This is a genomic window from Planomonospora alba (assembly GCF_039534085.1).
Classification (GTDB): Bacteria; Actinomycetota; Actinomycetes; order Streptosporangiales; family Streptosporangiaceae; genus Planomonospora_B; species Planomonospora_B alba.
Genome location: NZ_BAAAUT010000033.1, coordinates 53,071 through 72,765, shown reverse-complemented (window position 1 = coordinate 72,765; position 19,695 = coordinate 53,071). Strand labels below are relative to the sequence as shown.

At 75.9% G+C, this 19,695-nt stretch carries 13 protein-coding genes; 8 read left to right on the top strand and 5 right to left on the bottom strand.

Going from position 1 to position 19,695, the window contains the following annotated elements:
• Positions 1 to 183: 183 nt before the first annotated feature.
• The 3 genes from ABD823_RS20650 to ABD823_RS20640 form a co-directional block, all read right to left on the bottom strand.
• Positions 184 to 3,207, bottom strand: a complete 3,024-nt coding sequence (locus ABD823_RS20650) for a bifunctional [glutamine synthetase] adenylyltransferase/[glutamine synthetase]-adenylyl-L-tyrosine phosphorylase (RefSeq protein WP_344862060.1) — start codon at positions 3,205 to 3,207, stop codon at positions 184 to 186.
• A gap of 224 nt (positions 3,208 to 3,431) precedes the next feature.
• Positions 3,432 to 4,157 (bottom strand): PaaI family thioesterase, encoded by a 726-nt coding sequence (locus tag ABD823_RS20645; RefSeq protein ID WP_344862025.1) that lies wholly within the window; start codon positions 4,155 to 4,157, stop codon positions 3,432 to 3,434.
• 267 nt (positions 4,158 to 4,424) lie between these two features.
• Positions 4,425 to 5,729, bottom strand: a complete 1,305-nt coding sequence (locus tag ABD823_RS20640) for a serine/threonine-protein kinase (RefSeq protein ID WP_344862023.1) — start codon at positions 5,727 to 5,729, stop codon at positions 4,425 to 4,427.
• Between the two features lie 432 nt (positions 5,730 to 6,161).
• Here ABD823_RS20640 and ABD823_RS20635 point away from each other — a divergent pair, with 432 nt between their 5' ends.
• On the top strand, positions 6,162 to 6,584 hold the full coding sequence (locus ABD823_RS20635; RefSeq protein WP_344862021.1) for a PPOX class F420-dependent oxidoreductase: 423 nt from the start codon (positions 6,162 to 6,164) through the stop codon (positions 6,582 to 6,584).
• A 249-nt stretch (positions 6,585 to 6,833) separates the two neighbouring features.
• Here ABD823_RS20635 and glnA read toward each other — a convergent pair whose 3' ends face one another.
• Entirely contained in the window at positions 6,834 to 8,195 is a 1,362-nt protein-coding gene (gene glnA, locus ABD823_RS20630; protein WP_344862019.1) for a type I glutamate--ammonia ligase, read from the bottom strand.
• Between the two features lie 253 nt (positions 8,196 to 8,448).
• Here glnA and ABD823_RS20625 point away from each other — a divergent pair, with 253 nt between their 5' ends.
• Entirely contained in the window at positions 8,449 to 9,423 is a 975-nt protein-coding gene (locus ABD823_RS20625; RefSeq protein WP_344862017.1) for an isoprenoid biosynthesis enzyme family protein, read from the top strand.
• Positions 9,424 to 9,527: 104 nt separating this feature from the next.
• On the opposite strand, the gene ABD823_RS20620 is transcribed toward ABD823_RS20625, so the two are convergent.
• Positions 9,528 to 10,625, bottom strand: a complete 1,098-nt coding sequence (locus ABD823_RS20620; protein WP_344862015.1) for an ArsR/SmtB family transcription factor — start codon at positions 10,623 to 10,625, stop codon at positions 9,528 to 9,530.
• A 48-nt stretch (positions 10,626 to 10,673) separates the two neighbouring features.
• On the opposite strand from ABD823_RS20620, the gene ABD823_RS20615 reads away from it, so the two are divergent.
• The 6 genes from ABD823_RS20615 (at position 10,674) to ABD823_RS20590 (ending at position 19,533) form a co-directional block, all read left to right on the top strand.
• Positions 10,674 to 11,885, top strand: a complete 1,212-nt coding sequence (locus ABD823_RS20615; RefSeq protein ID WP_344862013.1) for an MDR family MFS transporter — start codon at positions 10,674 to 10,676, stop codon at positions 11,883 to 11,885.
• Positions 11,886 to 12,048: 163 nt separating this feature from the next.
• The gene (locus ABD823_RS20610) at positions 12,049 to 13,266 is read left to right on the top strand and encodes a sensor histidine kinase (RefSeq protein WP_344862011.1); all 1,218 of its coding nucleotides are present in this window, start codon (positions 12,049 to 12,051) and stop codon (positions 13,264 to 13,266) included.
• A gap of 79 nt (positions 13,267 to 13,345) precedes the next feature.
• Positions 13,346 to 14,839, top strand: a complete 1,494-nt coding sequence (locus tag ABD823_RS20605; protein WP_344862008.1) for a BTAD domain-containing putative transcriptional regulator — start codon at positions 13,346 to 13,348, stop codon at positions 14,837 to 14,839.
• Positions 14,840 to 14,841: 2 nt separating this feature from the next.
• Positions 14,842 to 16,989 carry a sensor histidine kinase gene (locus ABD823_RS20600; protein ID WP_344862006.1) on the top strand — a complete coding sequence of 716 codons (2,148 nt, stop codon included), beginning with the start codon at positions 14,842 to 14,844 and terminating at the stop codon, positions 16,987 to 16,989.
• 265 nt (positions 16,990 to 17,254) lie between these two features.
• Entirely contained in the window at positions 17,255 to 17,530 is a 276-nt protein-coding gene (locus ABD823_RS20595) for a hypothetical protein (RefSeq protein ID WP_344862004.1), read from the top strand.
• Positions 17,531 to 17,739: 209 nt separating this feature from the next.
• Positions 17,740 to 19,533, top strand: a complete 1,794-nt coding sequence (locus tag ABD823_RS20590; protein WP_344862002.1) for an NAD+ synthase — start codon at positions 17,740 to 17,742, stop codon at positions 19,531 to 19,533.
• Positions 19,534 to 19,695 lie beyond the last annotated feature (162 nt).

Sequence of the window (19,695 nt, the reverse complement as noted above, 5' to 3'; positions counted from 1 at the left end):
AGCCTTCGACGTGGGGGACCGGGCCGCCGGACGCGGGGCGGGCGGTCCGCGCCGGTCACGGGGGAAGCGGGCCGCCCGGCGCGCGGAGCGCGGCCCGCACCGTTCTACACGCCGGGTACGGCCGGCACAAGGAGATCGCCGGTTTTCCCCGGGGAGCCGGCTCCCGCGGCCCCCCGCGAGAGGTCAGCTTCCGTAGAAGACGCGCTCCACCACCCGCCGGGCCCGCCGGGTGACCCGCCGGTAGTCGTCCACGAAGTCCTCACTGGCCTCCGGCGGGTAACCGAGCGCCCGCGACAGCAGCACGCGCTCACGCACGTCCGCCGGGATGGAGTCGGCGGCCCGGCCCCGGACCAGGACGATCGCGTCCCGGATGCGGGAGGCGAAGCACCACGCCTCGGCGAGCTCGGCCTCGTCCTCCGCGGTCAGCAGGCCCTCGGCGACCGCCGCGCGCAGCGCCGCCAGGGTCCGGGTGGTCCGCAGCGACGGCAGGTCGCCGGCGTGCCGGAGCTGGAGGAGCTGGGCCGTCCACTCCACGTCCGACAGCCCGCCCCGGCCGAGCTTGGTGTGCAGGGCGGGATCGGCGCCGCGCGGCAGCCGCTCGGCCTCCATCCGCGCCTTCAGCCTGCGGATCTCCAGCACGGCGGCGTCGGGCACGCCGCCGGCCGGGTAGCGGAGCGGGTCGGCCAGCGCCAGGAACTCCTCCCCCAGTGCCGCGTCCCCGGCGCAGCGGCGGGCGCGCAGCAGCGCCTGGGCCTCCCAGGGCGACGCCCAGCGGCCGTAGTAGGCGGCGTAGGAGGCGAGGGTGCGGACCAGCGGCCCGGCCTTGCCCTCCGGGCGCAGGTCGGGGTCGACGAGCAGCGGCGGATCGGGGGCGGGCAGCGCCGGCAGCCGCCGCAGCTCGTTGGCCACCGCGTACGCGGCGTCCGTGGCGTCCTTCTCCGCCGTGCCCGGCAGCGGGTCGTGGACGAACATCACGTCGGCGTCGCTGCCGTAGGAGCACTCGCACCCGCCGAGGCGGCCCATCGCGATCACCGCGAACCTGGTGCCCAGCGGGGCCCGCCGTTCCGCCTCGACCTTGCCGATCGCGGCGTCCAGCGCCGCCTGGACCGTCACGTCGTTGAGCGCCGACAGCGCCTGCCCGACCTGCTCGACGCCGATACGCCCCTCCAGGTCGGCCACCGCCGTGCGGAACAGCTCCCGGCGCCGCAGGGCGCGCACCGCGGCGACGGCGGTCTCCGCCTCACCGGGGTAGCGGCCGACGGCGGCCCGCGCCTCCGCCAGCAGCGCCTGCGCGGGCCGGGGGTCCAGCCCGGTGTCGGAGCCGAGCATCGCGACGGCCTCGGGGGCGTGCAGCAGCAGTCCGGTCACGTATCTGCTGGTGCCCAGGATCCGCGCCAGCCGCTCGGCCACCACCGTCTCGTCACGCAGCAGCCGCAGGTACCACGGGGTGGTGCCCAGCCGGTCGGAGACCTGGCGGAAGCCGAGCAGGCCCGCGTCGGGGTCGGGGGTGTCGGCGAACCAGCCGAGCATCACCGGCAGCAGCGTGCGCTGGATCGCCGCCCTGCGGGAGACTCCGCTGGTCAGCGCGCCGATGTGGCGCAGCGCCCCGGCGGGGTCGGTGTAGCCGAGCGCCTCCAGCCGCGCCTGCGCGGCGGCGGCGGACAGCCGCGCCTCCGTCTCGGGCAGCCGGGCCACCGCCACCAGCAGCGGCCGGTAGAACAGCTTCTCGTGCAGGCGGCGGGCCTGGTTGGCGTGCTGCCGCCACCGGGTGGTGAACGCCCCCACCGGGTCGACCGTCATGCCGAGCGCGCGCCCGAGCCGCCTCAGGTCGCCTTCGGAGTCGGGCACCACATGCGTACGGCGGAGCCGGTGGAGCTGGAGCAGGTGCTCGACCCTGCGCAGGAACGTGTAGGCCTCGGCGAGCGCCTTGGCGTCGTCCCGCCCGACGTAGCCGCCGCGGGACAGGGCGGCGAGCGCGGGCAGGGTGGCGCGGCGGCGCAGCAGCGGGTCGGACCGGCCGTGCACCAGCTGGAGGAGCTGGACGGCGAACTCGATGTCGCGCAGGCCGCCGGGACCCAGCTTGATCTGCCGCTCGGCCTCCTCCACCCGGACGTGGGCCTCCACCCGGCGGCGCATCGCCTGCACGTCCTCGACGAACCCCTCGCGGGCGGAGGCCTGCCAGACCATCTCGTTCATCGCGTCGACGTAGCGGCCGCCGAGCTCGGCGTCGCCCGCGACCGGCCGGGCCTTCAGCAGCGCCTGGAACTCCCAGGTCTTGGCCCAGCGCCGGTAGTAGGCCCGGTGGCTGGCGAGGGTCCGCACCAGCGGCCCGGCCTTGCCCTCCGGGCGCAGCGCCGCGTCCACCTCCCAGAGCGCGCCCTCGGGGGTGGTGGCCGAGCAGGCGCGCATCATCGCCTGGGCCAGGCGGGTGGCGAGCCGGACGGCCTCGTTCTCGTCGGCGGTGGCGCCGTCCCGCTCCCGGGGCTCGGCGACGAAGACCACGTCGACGTCGCTGATGTAGTTGAGCTCGCGGGCGCCGCACTTGCCCATGCCGATGACGGCCAGCCGTACCGGGTCGCACTCGGGGTGCGCGGCGCGGGCCACGGCGAGCCCGGCCTCCAGCGCGGCCCCGGCCAGGTCGGACAGCTCCGCGGTGACCTCGGCGAGCGCGGCCCCGCCGGTGAGGTCGCGCGCCGCCAGGTGGAGCAGGCGGCCGCGGTAGGCCACGCGCAGCGCGGACAGGACGGCGGTGTCCGCGCCCGCCGCGCGCGGTTCCGGGTCGTCGGGCTCGGCGCCGACGGCCCGCAGCAGCTCGGCGCGGAGGCGCTCCGCGGAGGGCCGCGCCGCGGCGTCCCCGCCGGTGAGCAGCCGCCAGTGCTCCGGGTGCCGGACGACGTGCTCCCCCAGCGCGGCGCTGACCCCGAAGACGCCGAGCAGCCCTGCCCGCAGGCCGGCGTCCTGCCGGAGCGCCCCGAGGACGCCCGGGTCACGCTCGGCCAGCCGGTTGAGCGAGGTCAGCGCCAGGTCGGGGTCGGCGGTGGCGACGAGCGCGTCGAGCAGGCCGAGGTCGCCGGCCGCCTCGGGCCCCAGCTCGCCGAGGAGGCGCTCGGCCCTGGCCCCGTCGACGAAGCCGAGCCGGGCCAGCCGCCCGGCGGTCGTCTGGATCCGGGGCACGGTGTCCACCGCCCCTTCCTCGTCTCCGGTCACAAGCACAGCTGACGCCTCCCCATCCTCCACCACGGGAGCGGACCGCGCACGCCACGCCGTCGGAGCGCCGGCGTACGGGGCAGGAGCGCGCATCCCGCGGAGTCGTCAGCGGTTCCGCCGCGTCGTCATCCGATCAGAAACGGCGGGAGGGCCCGGGAAGGCGGACGGGGCGCGCCCGGGACCCGCGGCGGCGGGGTCCCGGGCGCGCCCCGCAGGCCGGAGGCTCAGGCCCGCGTGATCCAGGTGGCCTTGGCGGCGGCGACCAGGGTGCCGTCCACCTCGTAGAGCGCGCTCTCGCCGAAGAGCTTGCGGCCCTCGCGGCCGGTGGCGCGGGCGACCACGGAGTAGACGCCGCCGGTGTGGACGGGGCGGTGGACCTGGGCGGTCAGCCGGCCGAGCAGCGCGGACTCGCCGGGACCGAAGTGCGCCCAGCCGGTGGCGCAGTCGAGCGCGGCCCAGACGATCGCGTCGGGCACGGCGCCGTCCTCGTCGGCGACCGTCATCGGCACGCGCCAGCCGGCGGCGACCAGGTCGGTGCCCTCCACCGGGCCGGGGAAGATCCGCAGGCCGTCGCCGGGGGCGCGCAGGCCGCAGACGAAGCACTCGGGGAAGGCGTGGGCGGACATCCCCGGGAAGCCGCTCTCGGCGCGGGCGGCCTCGTCGAAGGGGACGAACGCCGGGGCCTCGATCCGCTCGGCGACGTTGATCGCCTCCACCAGGAGGGTCTCGCCGTGGGTCAGCGTGGCGGTGTTGGCGAGCTGGCGCAGGTCCAGGGGGGTCTCCAGCGGCGTGGGGGCGTGGAGCGTGACCTCGACCGCCGAGTCGTGTCCGGCGCCGTTCAGCGCCTCGGAGACCGTGCCGGCGATCCACCCGCCGTTCGCGATGCCCTCGGGCCCGCGGAAACGCGCCGGGACGGTCACCGCGGTCTGCAGACCGGCAGCCATTGTCATGCCGCACCTCCTGTCGCCATACGGCGATTAAGTCTCGAATTCCAACGTCAATAGGATTGACCGATTTTACCGGAGTAGTTGTACGTACAGCCAATCAGGGGTCCGTGACACCGCTGTGAGCCGCCGGTAACGGGGATATGACGCCGCGCGCGCCGTTCCGGAGCACACGCGCCACCGGCCGGCTGCGCGCCGAGGGGATCTCCTGGCCCCCCCTGACCCTCCCCTGCCCTGCCGGGGCGGTCGTCCGGGCCGTCTGCCCGGGGGCGGTCATCCGGGCCGCCCCGCCGGGGAGGGCGCGGGCGGGAGGCCCGCCAGGAGGCCGGCGGTGAGCGCGACGGCCGTCAGCACCGCCAGCGCCGCCAGCACCGCGGCGAACAGCCGGCGCCGCCGGGCCCGCTCCGCCTCCAGCCAGCCGCGCAGCCGCGGCCAGGCGCACGGCAGGGCCGCGGTGGCGAGCCGTACCCCGCCGTCCTGGCGGACCAGCAGGCCCGCCGCGGCGAAGGCGTCGAGCAGCGGGCCGTCGGCCGGGGAGAACTCCTGCGCGGCGGCCCGGCGCACGGTGCCGGCCCCGCCTCCGCCCGGCGCGACCACGCGCAGCAGGATCCCCGGCACCGCGGCCCGCGCCGCCGGGTCCAGCCCGGCGTAGACCTCCTCGGCCACCTCGCCGAGCGCGCGGTAGGCGGCGTCCGGCGCGGCCGGCGGCCCGGCGGCCCGGCGGGCGCCCTCGTCGAGCAGGGCGCCGATCCTCTCGCCGGGCGGAGCGCCCCCGGCGCGGCCGAGCAGGCCCAGCAGCAGGTCGCGGGAGGAGGGCCGGGCCCCGGGGTCCTTGTCCAGCGCGGCCGCGGCCAGCGTGCGCAGCGGCTCGGGCAGCACGTCGGTCGCGGGCTCGCAGGTGAGCACCCGGTGCAGGACCTCGCCGACGCTCCCCGCCTCGAACGGGCTGCGCCCGGTGGCGGCGAACAGCACCACCGCGCCCCAGGCGAACACGTCGGCGGCCGGGCCGACCCGGCCCGCGGTCAGCGCCTCCGGCGCCATGTACGGCGGGGAGCCGACGGCCTGCGCGGGGAAGGCGGCCGACGTCCGCTTCGTCCGGGTGACGCCGAAGTCGATGACGCGGGGGCCGTCCGGCCCGAGCAGCACGTCGTCCGGCTTGAGGTCGCGGTGGACGACACCCGCCTCGTGGAGGGCGGCCAGCGCGGTCGCGACCGCCACGGCCAGCCGGACGAGCCGGTCGCCCGCCAGCGTCCCGCCGGCCGCCACGGCCTCGCGCAGGGAGGGCCCGCCGACGTACTCGCTGACGATGTACGGCTCCGGCGCGGCGGGGTCGGCGGCGATCAACCGGGCCGTGCAGGACGACGCGACCCGCCTGGCCGCGGCCACCTCCCCGGCCAGGCGCGCCCGCAGCCCCGGGGCGGCGGCCACGTCCGTGTGGAGCGCCTTGACCGCGACCCGCGCGCCCGTCTCGTCGTAGGCCTCGTAGACGACCCCCTGGCCGCCCGCGCCGAGCCGCCCGGCCAGCCAGTAACCGCCCAGCCGCTCGGGATCCCCCGGAGCGAGTCCCGTCCGTCCCACCCGCGCACCTCCATGACGTGGACCTGGTCCGGCTGTCTTGGACGCGCGGAGGCGCCGGTTTGTTCGGATCTCCGCCGCCTCCGGATCCTCCGCCGTTCTCCGGGCCCCGCCGGATCCGCCGTACCGCAGGCCCACCGCAGGCCAGCGGCCCCGGCCTCGGGTGGCCGGGGCGGCCGTGCGGCCTCGTGCGGCGCGCGGTGGGGCGTCTTCGTGTTCCCCGCGCTCTTCGGGGCCGCCCACGGGCTCTCGCTGAGCCTGCTCGGCGCCGCCCTCCCCGAGATCTACGGCCCGGCGCATCTCGGCTCCACCAGGTCCGTGGTGGTCACGGCCGTGGTGCTCGCCGCGGCGGCCGGTCCCCTGCGCCTCCGGTGGAATGGGCGAAGCCCATGGCAAGATCGTCCTTGTCCGTGACCGTCCGCATCCGGAGGAACCGTGTCCAAGCCCCCGCTGCCCGCCGACGCCGTGGCCATGCTCGCCCGGCCCAACCCGTGCACCATCACCACGCTCCGCTCGGACGGCGCGCCCGTCTCCACCGCCACCTGGTACCTGTGGGAGGACGGCCGCGTCCTGGTCAACATGGACGAGGGCCGGGTCCGGCTCGCGCACCTGCGCCGCGACCCCCGCGTGGCCCTCACCGTCCTCGACGGGGACGGCTGGTACACGCACGTGAGCCTGATCGGCCGCGCCGTCGAGCTCCGCGACGACGAGGGCCTGGCCGACATCGACCGGATCTCCCGCCACTACACCGGCGAGCCGTACCCCGACCGGGTCCGCTCCCGGGTCACCGCCGTCGTCGAGATCGACCGCTGGCACGGCTGGGGCGCGTTCAAGGACAGCGGCCAGGCGTCCCCCTGACCGCCGGGTCCCGGTGAGCGCGCAGCCGCGGGCCGCCGCCCGCCCGTGGCCGGCCCACCGCCGGCGGGTACGGCGAAGGCGGTGGCCGGGGCGTCCCCTCTTCTCCGAGGAACCGGATCAGGCGACCTGATCGGCTCTTCCCGCGGCGAAACCGGCGATGTCGCGGAGAGCCGGGTCATGGCCCTGCGCGGTCCCGGTGTCCACCGCCAGCGCCCGCCGGTCCCATGTCCCAGCAGGTCTCCCAGCAGGTCAGAGCACCGGCAGGTAGCGGCCCAGCTCGAACTCGGTGACCTGGCGGCGGTAGTCGTTCCACTCGGCGCGCTTGTTGCGCAGGAAGTAGTCGAAGACGTGCTCGCCGAGGGTCTCGGCGACCAGCTCGCTGCGCTCCATGACCGCGATGGCCTCGTCCAGGGACTGCGGCAGCGGCGCGATGCCCATCGCGCGGCGCTCGGCGGTGGTCAGCGCCCAGACGTCGTCCTCGGCGCCCGGGGGCATCTCGTAGCCCTCCTCGATGCCCTTCAGCCCGGCGGCGAGGATCACCGCGAAGGCCAGGTAGGGGTTGCAGGCCGAGTCCAGCGAGCGGAACTCGATGCGGGTGGAGCCGCCCTTGTGCGGCTTGTACATCGGCACCCGGACCAGGGCGGAGCGGTTGTTGTGGCCCCAGGAGATGTAGCTGGGGGCCTCGCCGCCCTGGCCGGCGATGGCCTCGGCGCCGCCCCACAGGCGCTTGTAGGAGTTGACCCACTGGTTGCAGACCGCGGTGATCTCCGCGGCGTGCGCGAGCAGCCCGGCGATGAAGGAGCGGCCGACCTTGGAGAGCTGGTACTCGGCGCCGGGCTCGTAGAAGGCGTTGCGGTCGCCCTCGAACAGCGACATGTGGGTGTGCATGCCGGAGCCGGGGTGCTCGGTGAAGGGCTTGGGCATGAAGCTCGCCCAGATGCCCTGCTCCAGCGCGACCTCCTTCATGACCAGCCGGAAGGTCATGATGTTGTCGGCGGTGGTGAGCGCGTCGGCGTAGCGCAGGTCGATCTCCTGCTGGCCGGGGGCGCCCTCGTGGTGGCTGAACTCCACCGAGATGCCCATCGACTCCAGCATCATGATCGCGTTGCGCCGGAAGTCGTGGCCGGAGCTGTGCGGGGTGTGGTCGAAGTAGCCTCCCTCGTCGATCGGCTCGGGGCGCTCGCCCTTCTCGGGCCGGTTCTTCAGCAGGAAGAACTCGATCTCGGGGTGGGTGTAGAAGCTGAAGCCCATCTCGGAGGCCTTGGCCAGGGTCCGCTTGAGCACCCAGCGCGGGTCGGCGTGCGAGGGCGAGCCGTCCGGCATGAGGATGTCGCAGAACATCCGGGCCGCGGCGGGGTTCTCGCTGCGCCAGGGCAGGATCTGGAAGGTCGAGGGGTCGGGCTTGGCCAGCATGTCCGACTCGTAGACCCGGGCGAAGCCCTGGATCGCCGAGCCGTCGAACCCGATGCCCTCGGCGAAGGCCCCCTCGAGCTCGGCCGGGGCGATGGCCACCGACTTGAGGAACCCGAGGACGTCGGTGAACCACAGCCGGATGAACCGGATGTCGCGCTCCTCGAGAGTGCGGAGAACGAACTCCTGCTGGCGGTCCAATGCTTCTCCTCCGTTGCCGACGTGGTGCGACACGTCCGGTCGCGTCCCAGTCTGCCTGCCGCGTGTTTCGCACACGTTACGAGGAACGGCGGCGGGATGCAGCATCGAAGCCGTCCGCGCCCCGGGTTCCACCTCTCCGTCAGGCATTCCCCCGCTTTCTTCCCGCCGCGCCTCCACGGAATCCGCGTGACCGTCTCACTACAGTGAGCGACCGGGAAACAGACCGTGACGTTCCACCCGGGGGAAGACCACGATGCGCACCGAGCTCCACACCTCGTCCCGCGCGGCCGCCCTGCTGGTCCCGCTCACCGAGCGGCTCGCGGCGATGTCGGCGCCGTGCCCGATGCATCCGTCGGTCCACCGGATCGAGGCCGCCCTCCTGGCGTGGTCCCGCGGCCTCGGCCTGGAGGTCGACCGCGGTGCGGGCGTGCACCGCCTGGCCGGGCGGGCGATGGCCCGGTGCGACACCGGCGCGGCCACGCTGTTCGCGCGCTGGCTGGCCTGGCTGCTCCGCTTCCGGGAGGAGTCCGACGCCTACGCCGGGGTGCTGGCCGTGGCCGAGGGCTGCGAGCCGGGGCCGCGGACCGTGGAGCGGGCCTTCGCGTCCCTGTGGCGGGAGTCGGCCCCGGGCATGAGCGAGCAGTGGCGGGAGCGGTTCCTGGCCCACCTGACCTCCCAGCGGGCCGCGCTGCTCGACGCCGGTCCCGCCGCGCGGGACCGGGCCGCCTGCGGCCCGTGCCTGTTCGACGTGGTGGAGCCCTGTCTCGGGGTGGAGGTGCCCGGCGGGCTCCCCGCCGACCGCGAATGGCGCGCGCTCGACGAGGCCGCCTGCGACGTCGTCGCCTGGTGCGACGGCCTGGCGGCGCGGGAGGGCCGTACGGCGGCGCCCTCGCCCGGCGGGCCGCCCGGCGCGCGCGGGACCGGGGCACGCGGAGCCGGGGCGCGCGGGGCAGGGGCGCGGACGCCCCGCACCCGGGAGGCCGGGCCGCCGGGGGCCGAGACACGGGGGATCGAGGGGCAGGAGGTCGAGGCGTGGGAGGTCGAGCGGCTCGTGGCCCGGATGGAGGAGCTGTGGACGGCGGCCCGGACGGTCCCCGTGCTCGTGGAGCGGCACGGCCTCGGCCTGGCCGCCGGGCGTGACGTGACCCGGGTGGCCTGCGCGTTCCTGACCGTCTCCCGGGCGCACCTGGAGCGGCTCCTGGAGGGCGCCGGCCGCCTCCCCGCGTGAGGCCCCGGCCGCCGGCGTCGGCCGCGTGAGCCCCCGGGACCTCCCCGGCGGGTCCCTCGCGCCCGGGACGGGCGCCCTCCGCCCGGGCCCGGCGCCCGCGCGCTTCAGGAGGCGCAGACCAGGGAGTCCCCCACCGGCGTGCGGCGGTAGAGGACCTCGCGGCCGAGGCGGTGGCGGGTGACGAGCCCGCCGTCGGCGAGGACCGACAGGTGCTGGCTGACCGCGCCGGGCGTGAGCTCCATGCGCCGCGCCAGGGCGGAGGTCGTCGCCGGCTCGGCGAGCGCGGTGAGGATCTGCGCGCGGCTCCGGCCGATCAGCGCGGCGAGCGCGTCCCGCGCGGGCGGCGGGCCCGCGGTCCAGAGCGTGCCGACGCCGCTCGCCGGGTAGACGAGCATCGGCTGGTACGGTTCGACCATCACGGCCGTGTCCGGCCACCAGAAGGCGGTGGGCACGAGCACCAGGCCGTCCCCGCCCAGGGGCGCGGAGTACTCCCACTTCCGCACGACCGCGAGCCGGCCGTCGCGCCAGGTGACGTTCGGGTGGAGGTCGGCGAAGAGCGTCTGGGCACCGCCCGCCGCCAGTTGCCGGGAGCGGCGCATCACCTCGCTCTCCAGCAGCGCGTGCACGCGGGGCCAGCAGCCGGCGAAGACCGTCTCCCAGTAGCGCTCCAGGGTGTCGGCGACCCGCGCCACCCCGGCCCGCGGGTCCGCCCGGAAGCGCTCGATGACCGCGGGGTCGGACCCCTGCACCCAGCCGGCCTCGGCGGCGGCCCGCTCCGGCGGCGTGCGCCGTACCCGCTCCAGCTCGGCGGCGAAGTCGGGCATCGGGGTCTCGGGCGTGGGGGTGAGGAAGTCCGCGAGGTAGCCGCGCTGCGGGACCAGCGCGAACAGCTCGGTCAGGTCGAGGCCGGCCAGGCGCGGCCGTACGGCGCGCAGCCAGGGCAGGTGCAGGGAGTGCCGGGCCGGGTCGCGCAGCGTGCGCAGGCTGGCGACCAGTTCCCACATCGGGGAGAAGGCGAAGCGGATGCGGGCCACGTCGTCGGGGGCGAAGATCCATTCGACGTGGCAGGAGTTCTTCGGCGTCCCGCAGGAGGCTCCGGGCCCGCCCGCTCCGGGCGCGGCGGACGCCGCGCCTCCCCACCTGGCGCCTTCCGCCGCGGCCTCGGGCGCGGCGGTCCCGGCCGTCCCCGGCCTTTCAGTCATGGCTAAAAGGTTCGCACCCGCGGGGTCTTCTGTCCAACCCTGGTCCCCATGACGAGCACCACTCTCACCAGGCCGTCCTTCCTCCACTCCAAGATCGGCGGACTCCCCCGGGCGTTCTGGGCCCTGTGGACCGGGACCCTGGTCAACCGGGTGGGCATGATGGTCGAGCCGTTCATCGGCGTGTACCTGACGCAGGCGCGCGGCATGTCGGTGGCCGCCGCGGGCACCGTGATGGCGGTGTTCGGGGCGGGCTCGCTGGTCTCGCAGCTGCTGGCGGGGTGGCTGTCCGACCGGTTCGGGCGGCGGGTCACGCTGACCGGCGGCATGGTCGCCACCGCCCTGACCATGGGGGCGCTGGGGGCGAGCACCTCGCTGCCCGCGATCGTGGCGGCGATGTTCGTGCTCGGCGTGACGATCGACGCCTACCGGCCCGCTTCCAACGCGCTGGTGGCCGACCTGGTCTCGCCGGAGGACCGGCCGCGCGCCTACGGCCTGCTCTTCTGGGCGATCAACCTGGGCTTCGCCGCCGCCATGGTCGCCGGCGGCTGGCTCGCCGAGGCGGGGTACGGCTGGATGTTCGGCGTCAACGCCACCACCGCGCTGGTCTTCGGCCTGCTGGTGTGGCGGGCGGTCCCGGAGACCCGCCCGGCGCCGGGTGAGCGGGCCGCCGGCGGGTTCGGGGCCGTGCTCTCCGACCGCCTGATGGTCGCCTTCCTCGCGATCTGGACGCTCTCCAGCCTGGTCTACGCCCAGGCCTTCACCACCCTGCCGCTGGCCATGACCGGCGCCGGGCTCCCGCCCTCCGCCTACGGCCTGGTCATGGCGGTCAACGGCGTCCTGATCGTCGTCCTCCAGCCGCTGACCGGCGACTGGCTGGGCAGGCGGGACCACAGCACCGTGCTGGCGGCCGGGTTCGCGGTCATCGGCGCCGGCTTCGCGCTGAACGCCGTCGTCTCCGGGGTCGCCGGGTACGCCGCCACCGTGGCCGTCTGGACGCTGGGCGAGATCGTCACCGCGGGCGTCCCCGGCGCCATCGTGGCCTCGCTCGCCCCCGCGCACCTGCGCGGGCGCTACTCCGGGATGTTCGGCTTCGCCTGGTCGGCGGGGACCATGCTGGCCCCGCTGCTCGGCTCCCGGCTGCTCGCCGCGGGCCCGGGCGTGCTGTGGCCGGTCGTCGGGGCGATCGAACTGGTGGCCGCCGCGGGCCTGCTCGCGATCGGCCCGGCGCTGCGCCGCAGGGCCCGCACGGCGGCGCGTTGATCGGCCGTTGATCCGCGTTGATTCGTTTGCCGTCCGCGCCGGTTAGGGTCCTGGAAAGTCTCCTTCCTGAAGGGACCAGGCGATGCGCGGGCCGGACCGGCCGTCGGTGACGGCACGAGGCGCGGTCGCCGCCGCGGCACCCCTGCGGCGGCGCCTCCACGGCGTGGACACACTGATCACCCGCACGCTGGTCGGTGCGGGCCTGGTCGGCGTGATCGGCGGCGTCTACGTGGCGGTGGGCACCGCCTCCAGCCTGCTGCTGTCGGACGTGGACCGGATCGGCGGGCTGGCCGCCGCGCTCTGCGCGGGGGCGTTCTTCCAGCCGCTGCGCAGGCTGCTCCAGCGCGCCGCCGACCGCCTGCTCTACGGCAGCAGGGGCGATCCGGTGGCGCTCGCCGCGGAGCTGCGGCGGCGCCTGCAGCGGGCCGATCCGGCCGAGGGGCTGCAGGCGGCCCTGGAGGTGCTGCGCGAGGGCCTGTCCGTCACCGGGGTGGCCGTGCGCCTGTCCCCCCGGCCCGCCGACCGGGCCTCCGGCGCTCCGCCGGAGGAGGCGGTCTCGGGCGAGCTCGGCGAGGTGGCCAGGGAGATCCGGCTGGCCTGGCACGGCGAGCCGGTCGGCCTCCTGCTCATCGGCCCCCCGGGGGTGCGGCGGCTGCCGGCGGCGCACAACGAGCGGGTCGTCGCCGCGCTCACGCCGTACGTCGCCGACGCCGCCCACGCGGTCCGGCTGGTCGGCGCGCTGCGGCGCTCGCGCGAGCGGATCATCGCCACCCGGGAGGAGGAGCGCCGCCGCCTCCGCCGCGACCTGCACGACGGCCTCGGCCAGTCGCTGAGCGGGATGGCGATGTCCATCAACGCGGCCCGGGTCTCCCTGCGCACCTCCCCCGAGACCGCCGAGCGGCTGCTGGAGAGCCTGCGCTCCGGCATGGACAGCGTCACCAGCGACATCCGGCACCTGGTGTACGGCCTGCGCCCGCCGGCCCTGGACGACCTCGGCCTGGCCGGGGCGGTCCGGGAGATGGCGGGCCCGGAGGCCGAGGTCGAGGTCCGCGGCGAGCCTGCCGGCCTGCCGGCGGCCGTCGAGGTCGCCGCCTACCGGATCGTCCAGGAGGCGCTCACCAACGCGCGCAGGCATGCCCGGGCCCGCACGGTGCGGGTCGTGCTGGAGCTCGGCGGCCCCGTGCGCGTGCGGGTGAGCGACGACGGCGTGGGCGTGCCGGAGGAACGGCGCTCGGGGGTCGGGCTGGCGTCGATGCGCGAGCGCGCCGCCGAACTGGGCGGCACCTGCGTGATCGTCTCGCCGCCGGAGGGCGGCACGGTGGTGGAGGCGGTGCTGCCGCTCGCCGTTGACACGGGCGTTGACTCCGAGTCTGCGCGATAACCGATTCCTTACGGCATGCGAACAATGGTGAATATTGCCGTATTGACCTGCTTCAGCTGCCCGTACTCTTACCTCTGCGATGCTGACTTTCCGTGCCCTCGGACCGTTCCAGGCCCACCACGACGACGTGGTGGTCGATCTCGGCGGTCAACGCCAGATGGCGGTGCTCGCCCGGCTCCTCGTGGCCGGGGGACGCGCCGTCCCGGTGAGCATGCTCATCGACGAGCTCTGGCCCGGTGAGCCCCCGGCCCAGGCGCTGTCCACCATCCAGGGCTACGTGTCGCGGCTGCGGCGCGCCCTGGAGCCCGGCCGCGCCCCCCGCGAGGAGGCGGCCGTGCTGGTCTCGGCCCCGCCGGGGTACGCGCTGCGCGCCTCCGCCGGCCAGGTGGACGCCTGGCGGTTCGAGAGCGCCGTCAAGACGGACGGCGACCCGGCCGCGGTGTGGGCGTGCCTGGGGGAGGCGCTCGCGCTGTGGCGCGGTCCCGCGCTGGCCGAGTTCGCCGACCTGCCGTGGGCGGCGACGGAGGCCGGGCGGCTGGAGGAGCTGCGGCTGATCGCGGTCGAGCGCCGCGCCGACGCCGGGCTGGCCCTGGGCCACTCCTCCGCTCTGGTCGCCGACCTGGAGGCGCATGTCGCGGCCCATCCGCTCCGCGAGGAGGCCTGGCGGCTGCTCGCCCTCGCCCTCTACCGCGGCGGCCGGCAGGGGGACGCGCTGGGCGCGCTCCGGCGCGCCCGGGTGGTGCTCCGCGAGGAGCTCGGCCTCGACCTCGGCGCCGTCCTGCAGCGCCTGGAGTCGGACATGCTCGCCCAGGCCCCCCACCTCGACGCGCCCGACCGGCCGCGGGAGGCCGTCCGGGTCGCGCCCGCGGCGCCCGCGGTGGCGGCGTCGCCGCCCGTCCCGGAGGCCGGTCCCGAGACCCTGCGCGTCGTCGTGGTCGACGACCAGGCGCTGGTCCGCACGGGCCTGCGGGTGGTGCTGGACAGCGAGCCGGGCTTCCTGCTCGCCGGCGAGGCCGAGAACGGCGAGCAGGCGATCGCGGTGGTCCGCGAGACCCGGCCGGACGTGGTGCTGATGGACATCCAGATGCCCCGGCTGGACGGGCTGACCGCCGCCCGCCGCATCCTCGCCGACGAGGACCCGCCGAAAGTGATCATGATGACCACGTTCGGCACGGACGAGAACCTCTACTCCGCGCTGCGCGCCGGGGTGAGCGGCTTCGTGCTCAAGACCTCCGCCCCCGAGCAGCTCATCACCGCGATGCGCGCCGCGCAGGCCGGCGACGCGCTGATCGACCCGGCCGTCACCACGCGGCTGATCGCCGCCTTCGCCGGACACGCCGACCCCGCCGCCCCACCGGCGCTCGCCGGGCTCGGCGACGGCGAGCTGGACCTGATGAAGCTGATCGCCCGGGGACTGACCAACCGGCAGATCGCGGCGACCCTGTCGGTCACCGAGGCCTCGGTGACCGAGTCGGTGGGCAGGCTCCTGGACCACCTCGGGCTCTTCGACCGCGCGCAGCTCGTCGTCGCGGCCTACGAGTCGGGTCTGGTCAACCCGGGCGACGGCAGGTAGCGGTGCCGCATCGGGGCCAGGGTCCGCGGGGCCGCAGCGGCGTCGTCCCCGGCGTCGGCGGCGTGCCGCGCCGCGTCGTGGAGGCCGTCAGCCTCGACGTCCCGCGCCGGCACCCCGTGGTCGCGCTGCTGGCCTCGCCGCGGCGGCTCGCCCCCGTGGCGATCGCCGTGCTCTCCGTCTCGCTCACCGTCAGCGGGTTCGTCATGGGCCTGCGCCTGCCGCCCGCGTGGACCTCCGACGTGCCCGCCACCCCCGACCTGTCGGCGGGCCTGACCTTCTCCGCCGTGGGGGCGTTCCTGCTGCTGCACGGGGCCCGCCCGCTCACCGGCTGGCTGATGTGCCTCGGCGGGCTGGCGTGCGCGGTCAACGTCTTCACCCAGTCGGCGATGTTCTCCGCCGCGGCCGCCGGGCACCTCGCCGCGGCCGGCTACCTGCGCTGGTTCACGGTCGTGAGCTGGGGGGCCGGCGGGCTGCTGCTGGCGGTCCTGCTCCCGCTCCACTCCCCCGACGGCCGGCTGCCCTCGCCCCGCTGGCGGCCGGTGGCGGCGCTGGCCGTGGTCGTGCTGACCGCGCAGGCGATCCACCTGCTCCTGCGGCCCGTCCCCCGCGCGGACGCCTACCCCTGGCCCGAGGTCATCCCCAACCCGCTGGCGGTGGAGGCGCTGCGGCCCGTCCACCGCGTGGTGCAGGAGAGCGTGGCGATCGCCGTCTCGGTGTTCGTGGTGCTGGCCGTGCTCTCCCTGGTCGTGCGCCTGCGCCGGGCCGACCCCGCCGGGCGCCGCCAGATCGCCTGGCCGCTGTCGGCCTTCGCGCTCTACGCCGTCTTCCTGATCGCCGGACCGGACTGGTGGCTGGCTGCCGTCGTCTCGACCGCCCTGGTCCCCGTCGCCATCGCCTTCTCCGCACTGCGCTACCGGCTGTACGGCATCGACACCGTGATCAGCCGGGCCTTCGTGGCCGCAGGGCTGGTCGCCGCGGTCAGCGTCGTCTACTTCGGGGCGGGCGCCCTGGCCGGGCTCGTCCTGTCGGGCTACGACCGGATCGGCGGGCTGGCCGCCGCGCTGTTCGCGGGCGCGTTCTTCCACCCGCTCCGCCGCCTGCTGCGCCGCCTGGTCGACCGGCTCCTGTACGGCACGCACGGCGACCCGGCCGTGCTGGCCGCCCGGCTGGCCCACCAGGTCGGGCAGGCCGAGCCCGCGGGCGCGCTGGCCGCCGTCGCCGCGGTGATCCGCGACGGGCTGGGCGTCACCGGCGTCACGGTCGAGGTGCGCGGCCCCGACCCCCGGCAGGTGACGGTCGGCCTGCCCGGCCCCTCCCCCCGGGTGGTGCCGCTGGTCTGGCACGGCGAGCCGGTGGGCCTGCTGCTGCTGGGGCCGCCGGGTCCGCGCAGGTTCGCCGCGGCCCACAACGAGCGGCTGATCGCCGTGGCCACGCCGTATGCGGCCGACGTGGCCCACGCCGTACGGATGACCGCGGACCTGCAGCGCTCCCGCGAGCGCATCCTGTCCGCGCGCGAGGAGGAGCGCCGGCGTCTCCGCCGCGACCTGCACGACGGCCTCGGCCACGCGCTGACCGACATGGCGATGTCCATCAACATGGCCCGCATCAGCCTGCGCACCGCCCCCGCCTCGGCCGACCGGCTCCTGCTGGAGCTGCGCAGCGGCATGGACTCGGTCAGCCAGGAGATCCGCGAGCTGGTCTACGGCCTGCGCCCGCCGGCCCTGGACGAGCTGGGCCTGGAGGGCGCGGTGCGGGCGCTGGCCGCCGAGACGGGGCCGGGGCCGGGCGGACCGGCGGCGGCGCGGGCCGACGGGCCGGACGGCCCGCCGGTGACCGTGGAGACCTGCGGCGACCTGACGGACCTGCCCGCCGCGGTGGAGGTGGCCGCCTACCGGATCGTGCAGGAGGCGCTGACCAACGTGCGCAAGCACGCCCGGGCCCGCGGCGCGGCGGTGCGGCTGCGCCGCGAGGACGCGGCGCTGGTCGTGCGCGTCGGCGACGACGGGCGCGGCCTGCCCGCGGCCACCCGCTCCGGCGTCGGCCTGGTCTCGATGCGCGAGCGCGCGGCCGAGCTGGGCGGCAGCTGCGTGATCGGCCCGGGTCCGGACGGCGGCACCGCCGTGGAGGCCGTCCTGCCCCTGCCCCGCTGACGCTCCGCCGCGCCGGCGGCCCCGCGCCGCGCGGGCCCTCCGGGGCGACGCGCCGGACGGCGCGCAAGGGTTGATCAATATGTTTATCGATCATGTCAATCAGTAGTTAGATCATTACACCCCGTGTTTTCGGGCGGAGGGCCGCCGGGAAATCAAGCTGGCGTATGACGGTCCCGGCAGCCCCGGAGACCGGCCATGCAGGCCCATTCGGGTGATCCATCCCATGCGCCGGCCCAGCCGGCGGAACAGAGAGGAAACATCCACTATGACCATGACGAAGCTGCGGCGCGCCCTGGTGATCGCGGGAACCGCCACGGCCCTGGGTCTGGCCTGGCAGACCGCCGCCCTGGCCGGCGGCGGCACCAACTTCGAGCAGAACTCCAGCAGCGCCGGCAAGTTCGGCGCCTTCAACAGCAGCGTCAAGTCGGGCGCCGACGGCCACGGCCACGGCGGCGGCTCCGGCGTCTTCTTCAAGCAGGCCTTCAGCCAGGCCGGCCCGGCGGGCGCCAGCAGCAACACCACCACCAGCAGCGCCGACTAGGCGCTGACCGGCTTCCGACGGCCCTGACCCCGGCGACACGACCGGGGCCCGCGGGCCGCGGACGACCTCGACCCCGGCGATGACGCCGGGCGCTCCGGACCGCGCACGCCCGCGGTCCGGAGCGGTCTCCCCCGGCGTGGCAGTGGCCGGGGGGGACCCGCGGCGGGCCTGCGACCGGCCGCCGGCGGGCCCGCAATAGGGTTGGGGGCGTGGCTCAACTCCGAATCGCACTCGCCCAGACCGACCCCGCGGTCGGCGACCTGGCGGCCAACACCGGCAAGCTCGTCGAGTGGACCCGCCGCGCGGCCGACCGCGGCGCGCACCTCGTGGTCTTCACCGAGATGTTCCTCACCGGATACCCGGTCGAGGACCTGGTCCTGCGGAACTCCTTCGTGGAGGCGTCCATCGCCGCGGTCGACGCCGCCGCCCGCCGCCTGGCCGAGGAGGGGCTCGGTGAGATCGCCGTCGTCGTCGGCTACGTCGACCGCGCGGACCTCGCCCCGCGGGTCGGGCAGCCCAAGGGGTCCCCGCTGAACGCGGTGGCGCTCCTCCACCGGGGCCGGGTGGTCACCCGGACCGCCAAGCACCACCTGCCCAACTACGGCGTCTTCGACGAGTACCGCTACTTCGTCCGCGGCGACCGGCTGCCGATCTTCCGGCTGCACGGCGTCGACGTGGCGATCGCGGTCTGCGAGGACCTGTGGCAGGACGGCGGGCCCGTCGCGGTGGCGGGCAGGGCCGGCGCCGGGCTGCTGGTCGTGCCGAACGCCTCGCCGTACGAGCGGGGCAAGGACGACGCGCGCCTGGAGCTGGTCGCCCGGCGGGCCAGGGAGGCCGGGTGCGCCCTGGCCTACGCCAACCAGGTCGGCGGCCAGGACGAGCTGGTGTTCGACGGCGACTCCCTCATCGTCTCCGCCTCCGGGGAGCTCCTCGCGCGGGCCTCGCAGTTCACCGAGGAGCTGCTCGTCGCCGACCTGGACCTGCCCGAGGGCGCCGGCCGGCTGGGCGCGCGCGACGAGGTGGACGCCGGGGACGGCACCCTCATCACCGCGGAGCGGCTGGAGCTGTCGTCGTGCCCGCTGGAGCCCTACGAGCCGGAGCCGGCGACGATCGCCCCGCACCTCGACGACGTCGCCGAGGTCTACGCGGCCCTGGTGCTGGGGGTGCGCGACTACGTCGCCAAGAACGGCTTCGGGTCGGTCATCCTCGGCCTGTCCGGCGGCATCGACTCGGCGCTGACCGCCACCATCGCCTCCGACGCGATCGGCCCCGAGCGGGTCCACGTGGTGCTGATGCCCTCGCGCTACTCCTCCGACCACTCCCTGAGCGACGCGCAGGAGCTGGTGGCCCGGCAGGGCGTCAACGCGCGGACCGTGCCGATCGGCGGCATGGTCGACGCCTTCGAGAAAGAGCTCGCGCTGACCGGCCTGGCGGCGGAGAACCTCCAGGCGCGGGTCCGCGGCATGATCCTGATGAGCCTGTCCAACGAGCACGGCCACCTGGTGCTGACCACCGGCAACAAGAGCGAGCTGGCCACCGGCTACTCGACGCTCTACGGCGACTCCGCGGGCGGCTTCGCGCCGATCAAGGACGTGCTCAAGACCCTGGTGTGGGAGCTGGCCCGCTGGCGCAACGCCCAGGCGGGCGTCGCCAACCACTTCCTGCACGGCTTCGCGGTCCCGCCGATCCCGGAGAACTCCATCACCAAGGAGCCCAGCGCCGAGCTCCGCCCCGGCCAGCGCGACACCGACTCCCTGCCGGAGTACGACGTGCTGGACCGGCTCCTGGACGACTACGTCGAGAAGGACATGGGCTCGGCCTCGCTGGTCGCGGCCGGCCACGACCCCGAGCTGGTCGCGCGGGTCATCCGCCTCGTCGACGTGGCCGAGTACAAGCGCCGCCAGTACCCGCCGGGCCCGAAGATCACCCCGAAGAACTTCGGCCGCGACCGCCGGCTGCCCATCACCAACCGCTGGCGGGAGGCCGCCCCGGACACCCGCTGACAGCGCGCCGCGGAGGCCGCGGGACCGGGGGCCGGGACGGCGGCCGTCAGCCGGGGCGCGCTCCGGCGTCCCCCTTCACCGCTTCCCGTGTTCACCACGCGGGCCGAGGGTGACGCCGGCGATCCCCCGCTGATGATCTCGACGTGGCCGTCCGGCTCCTGG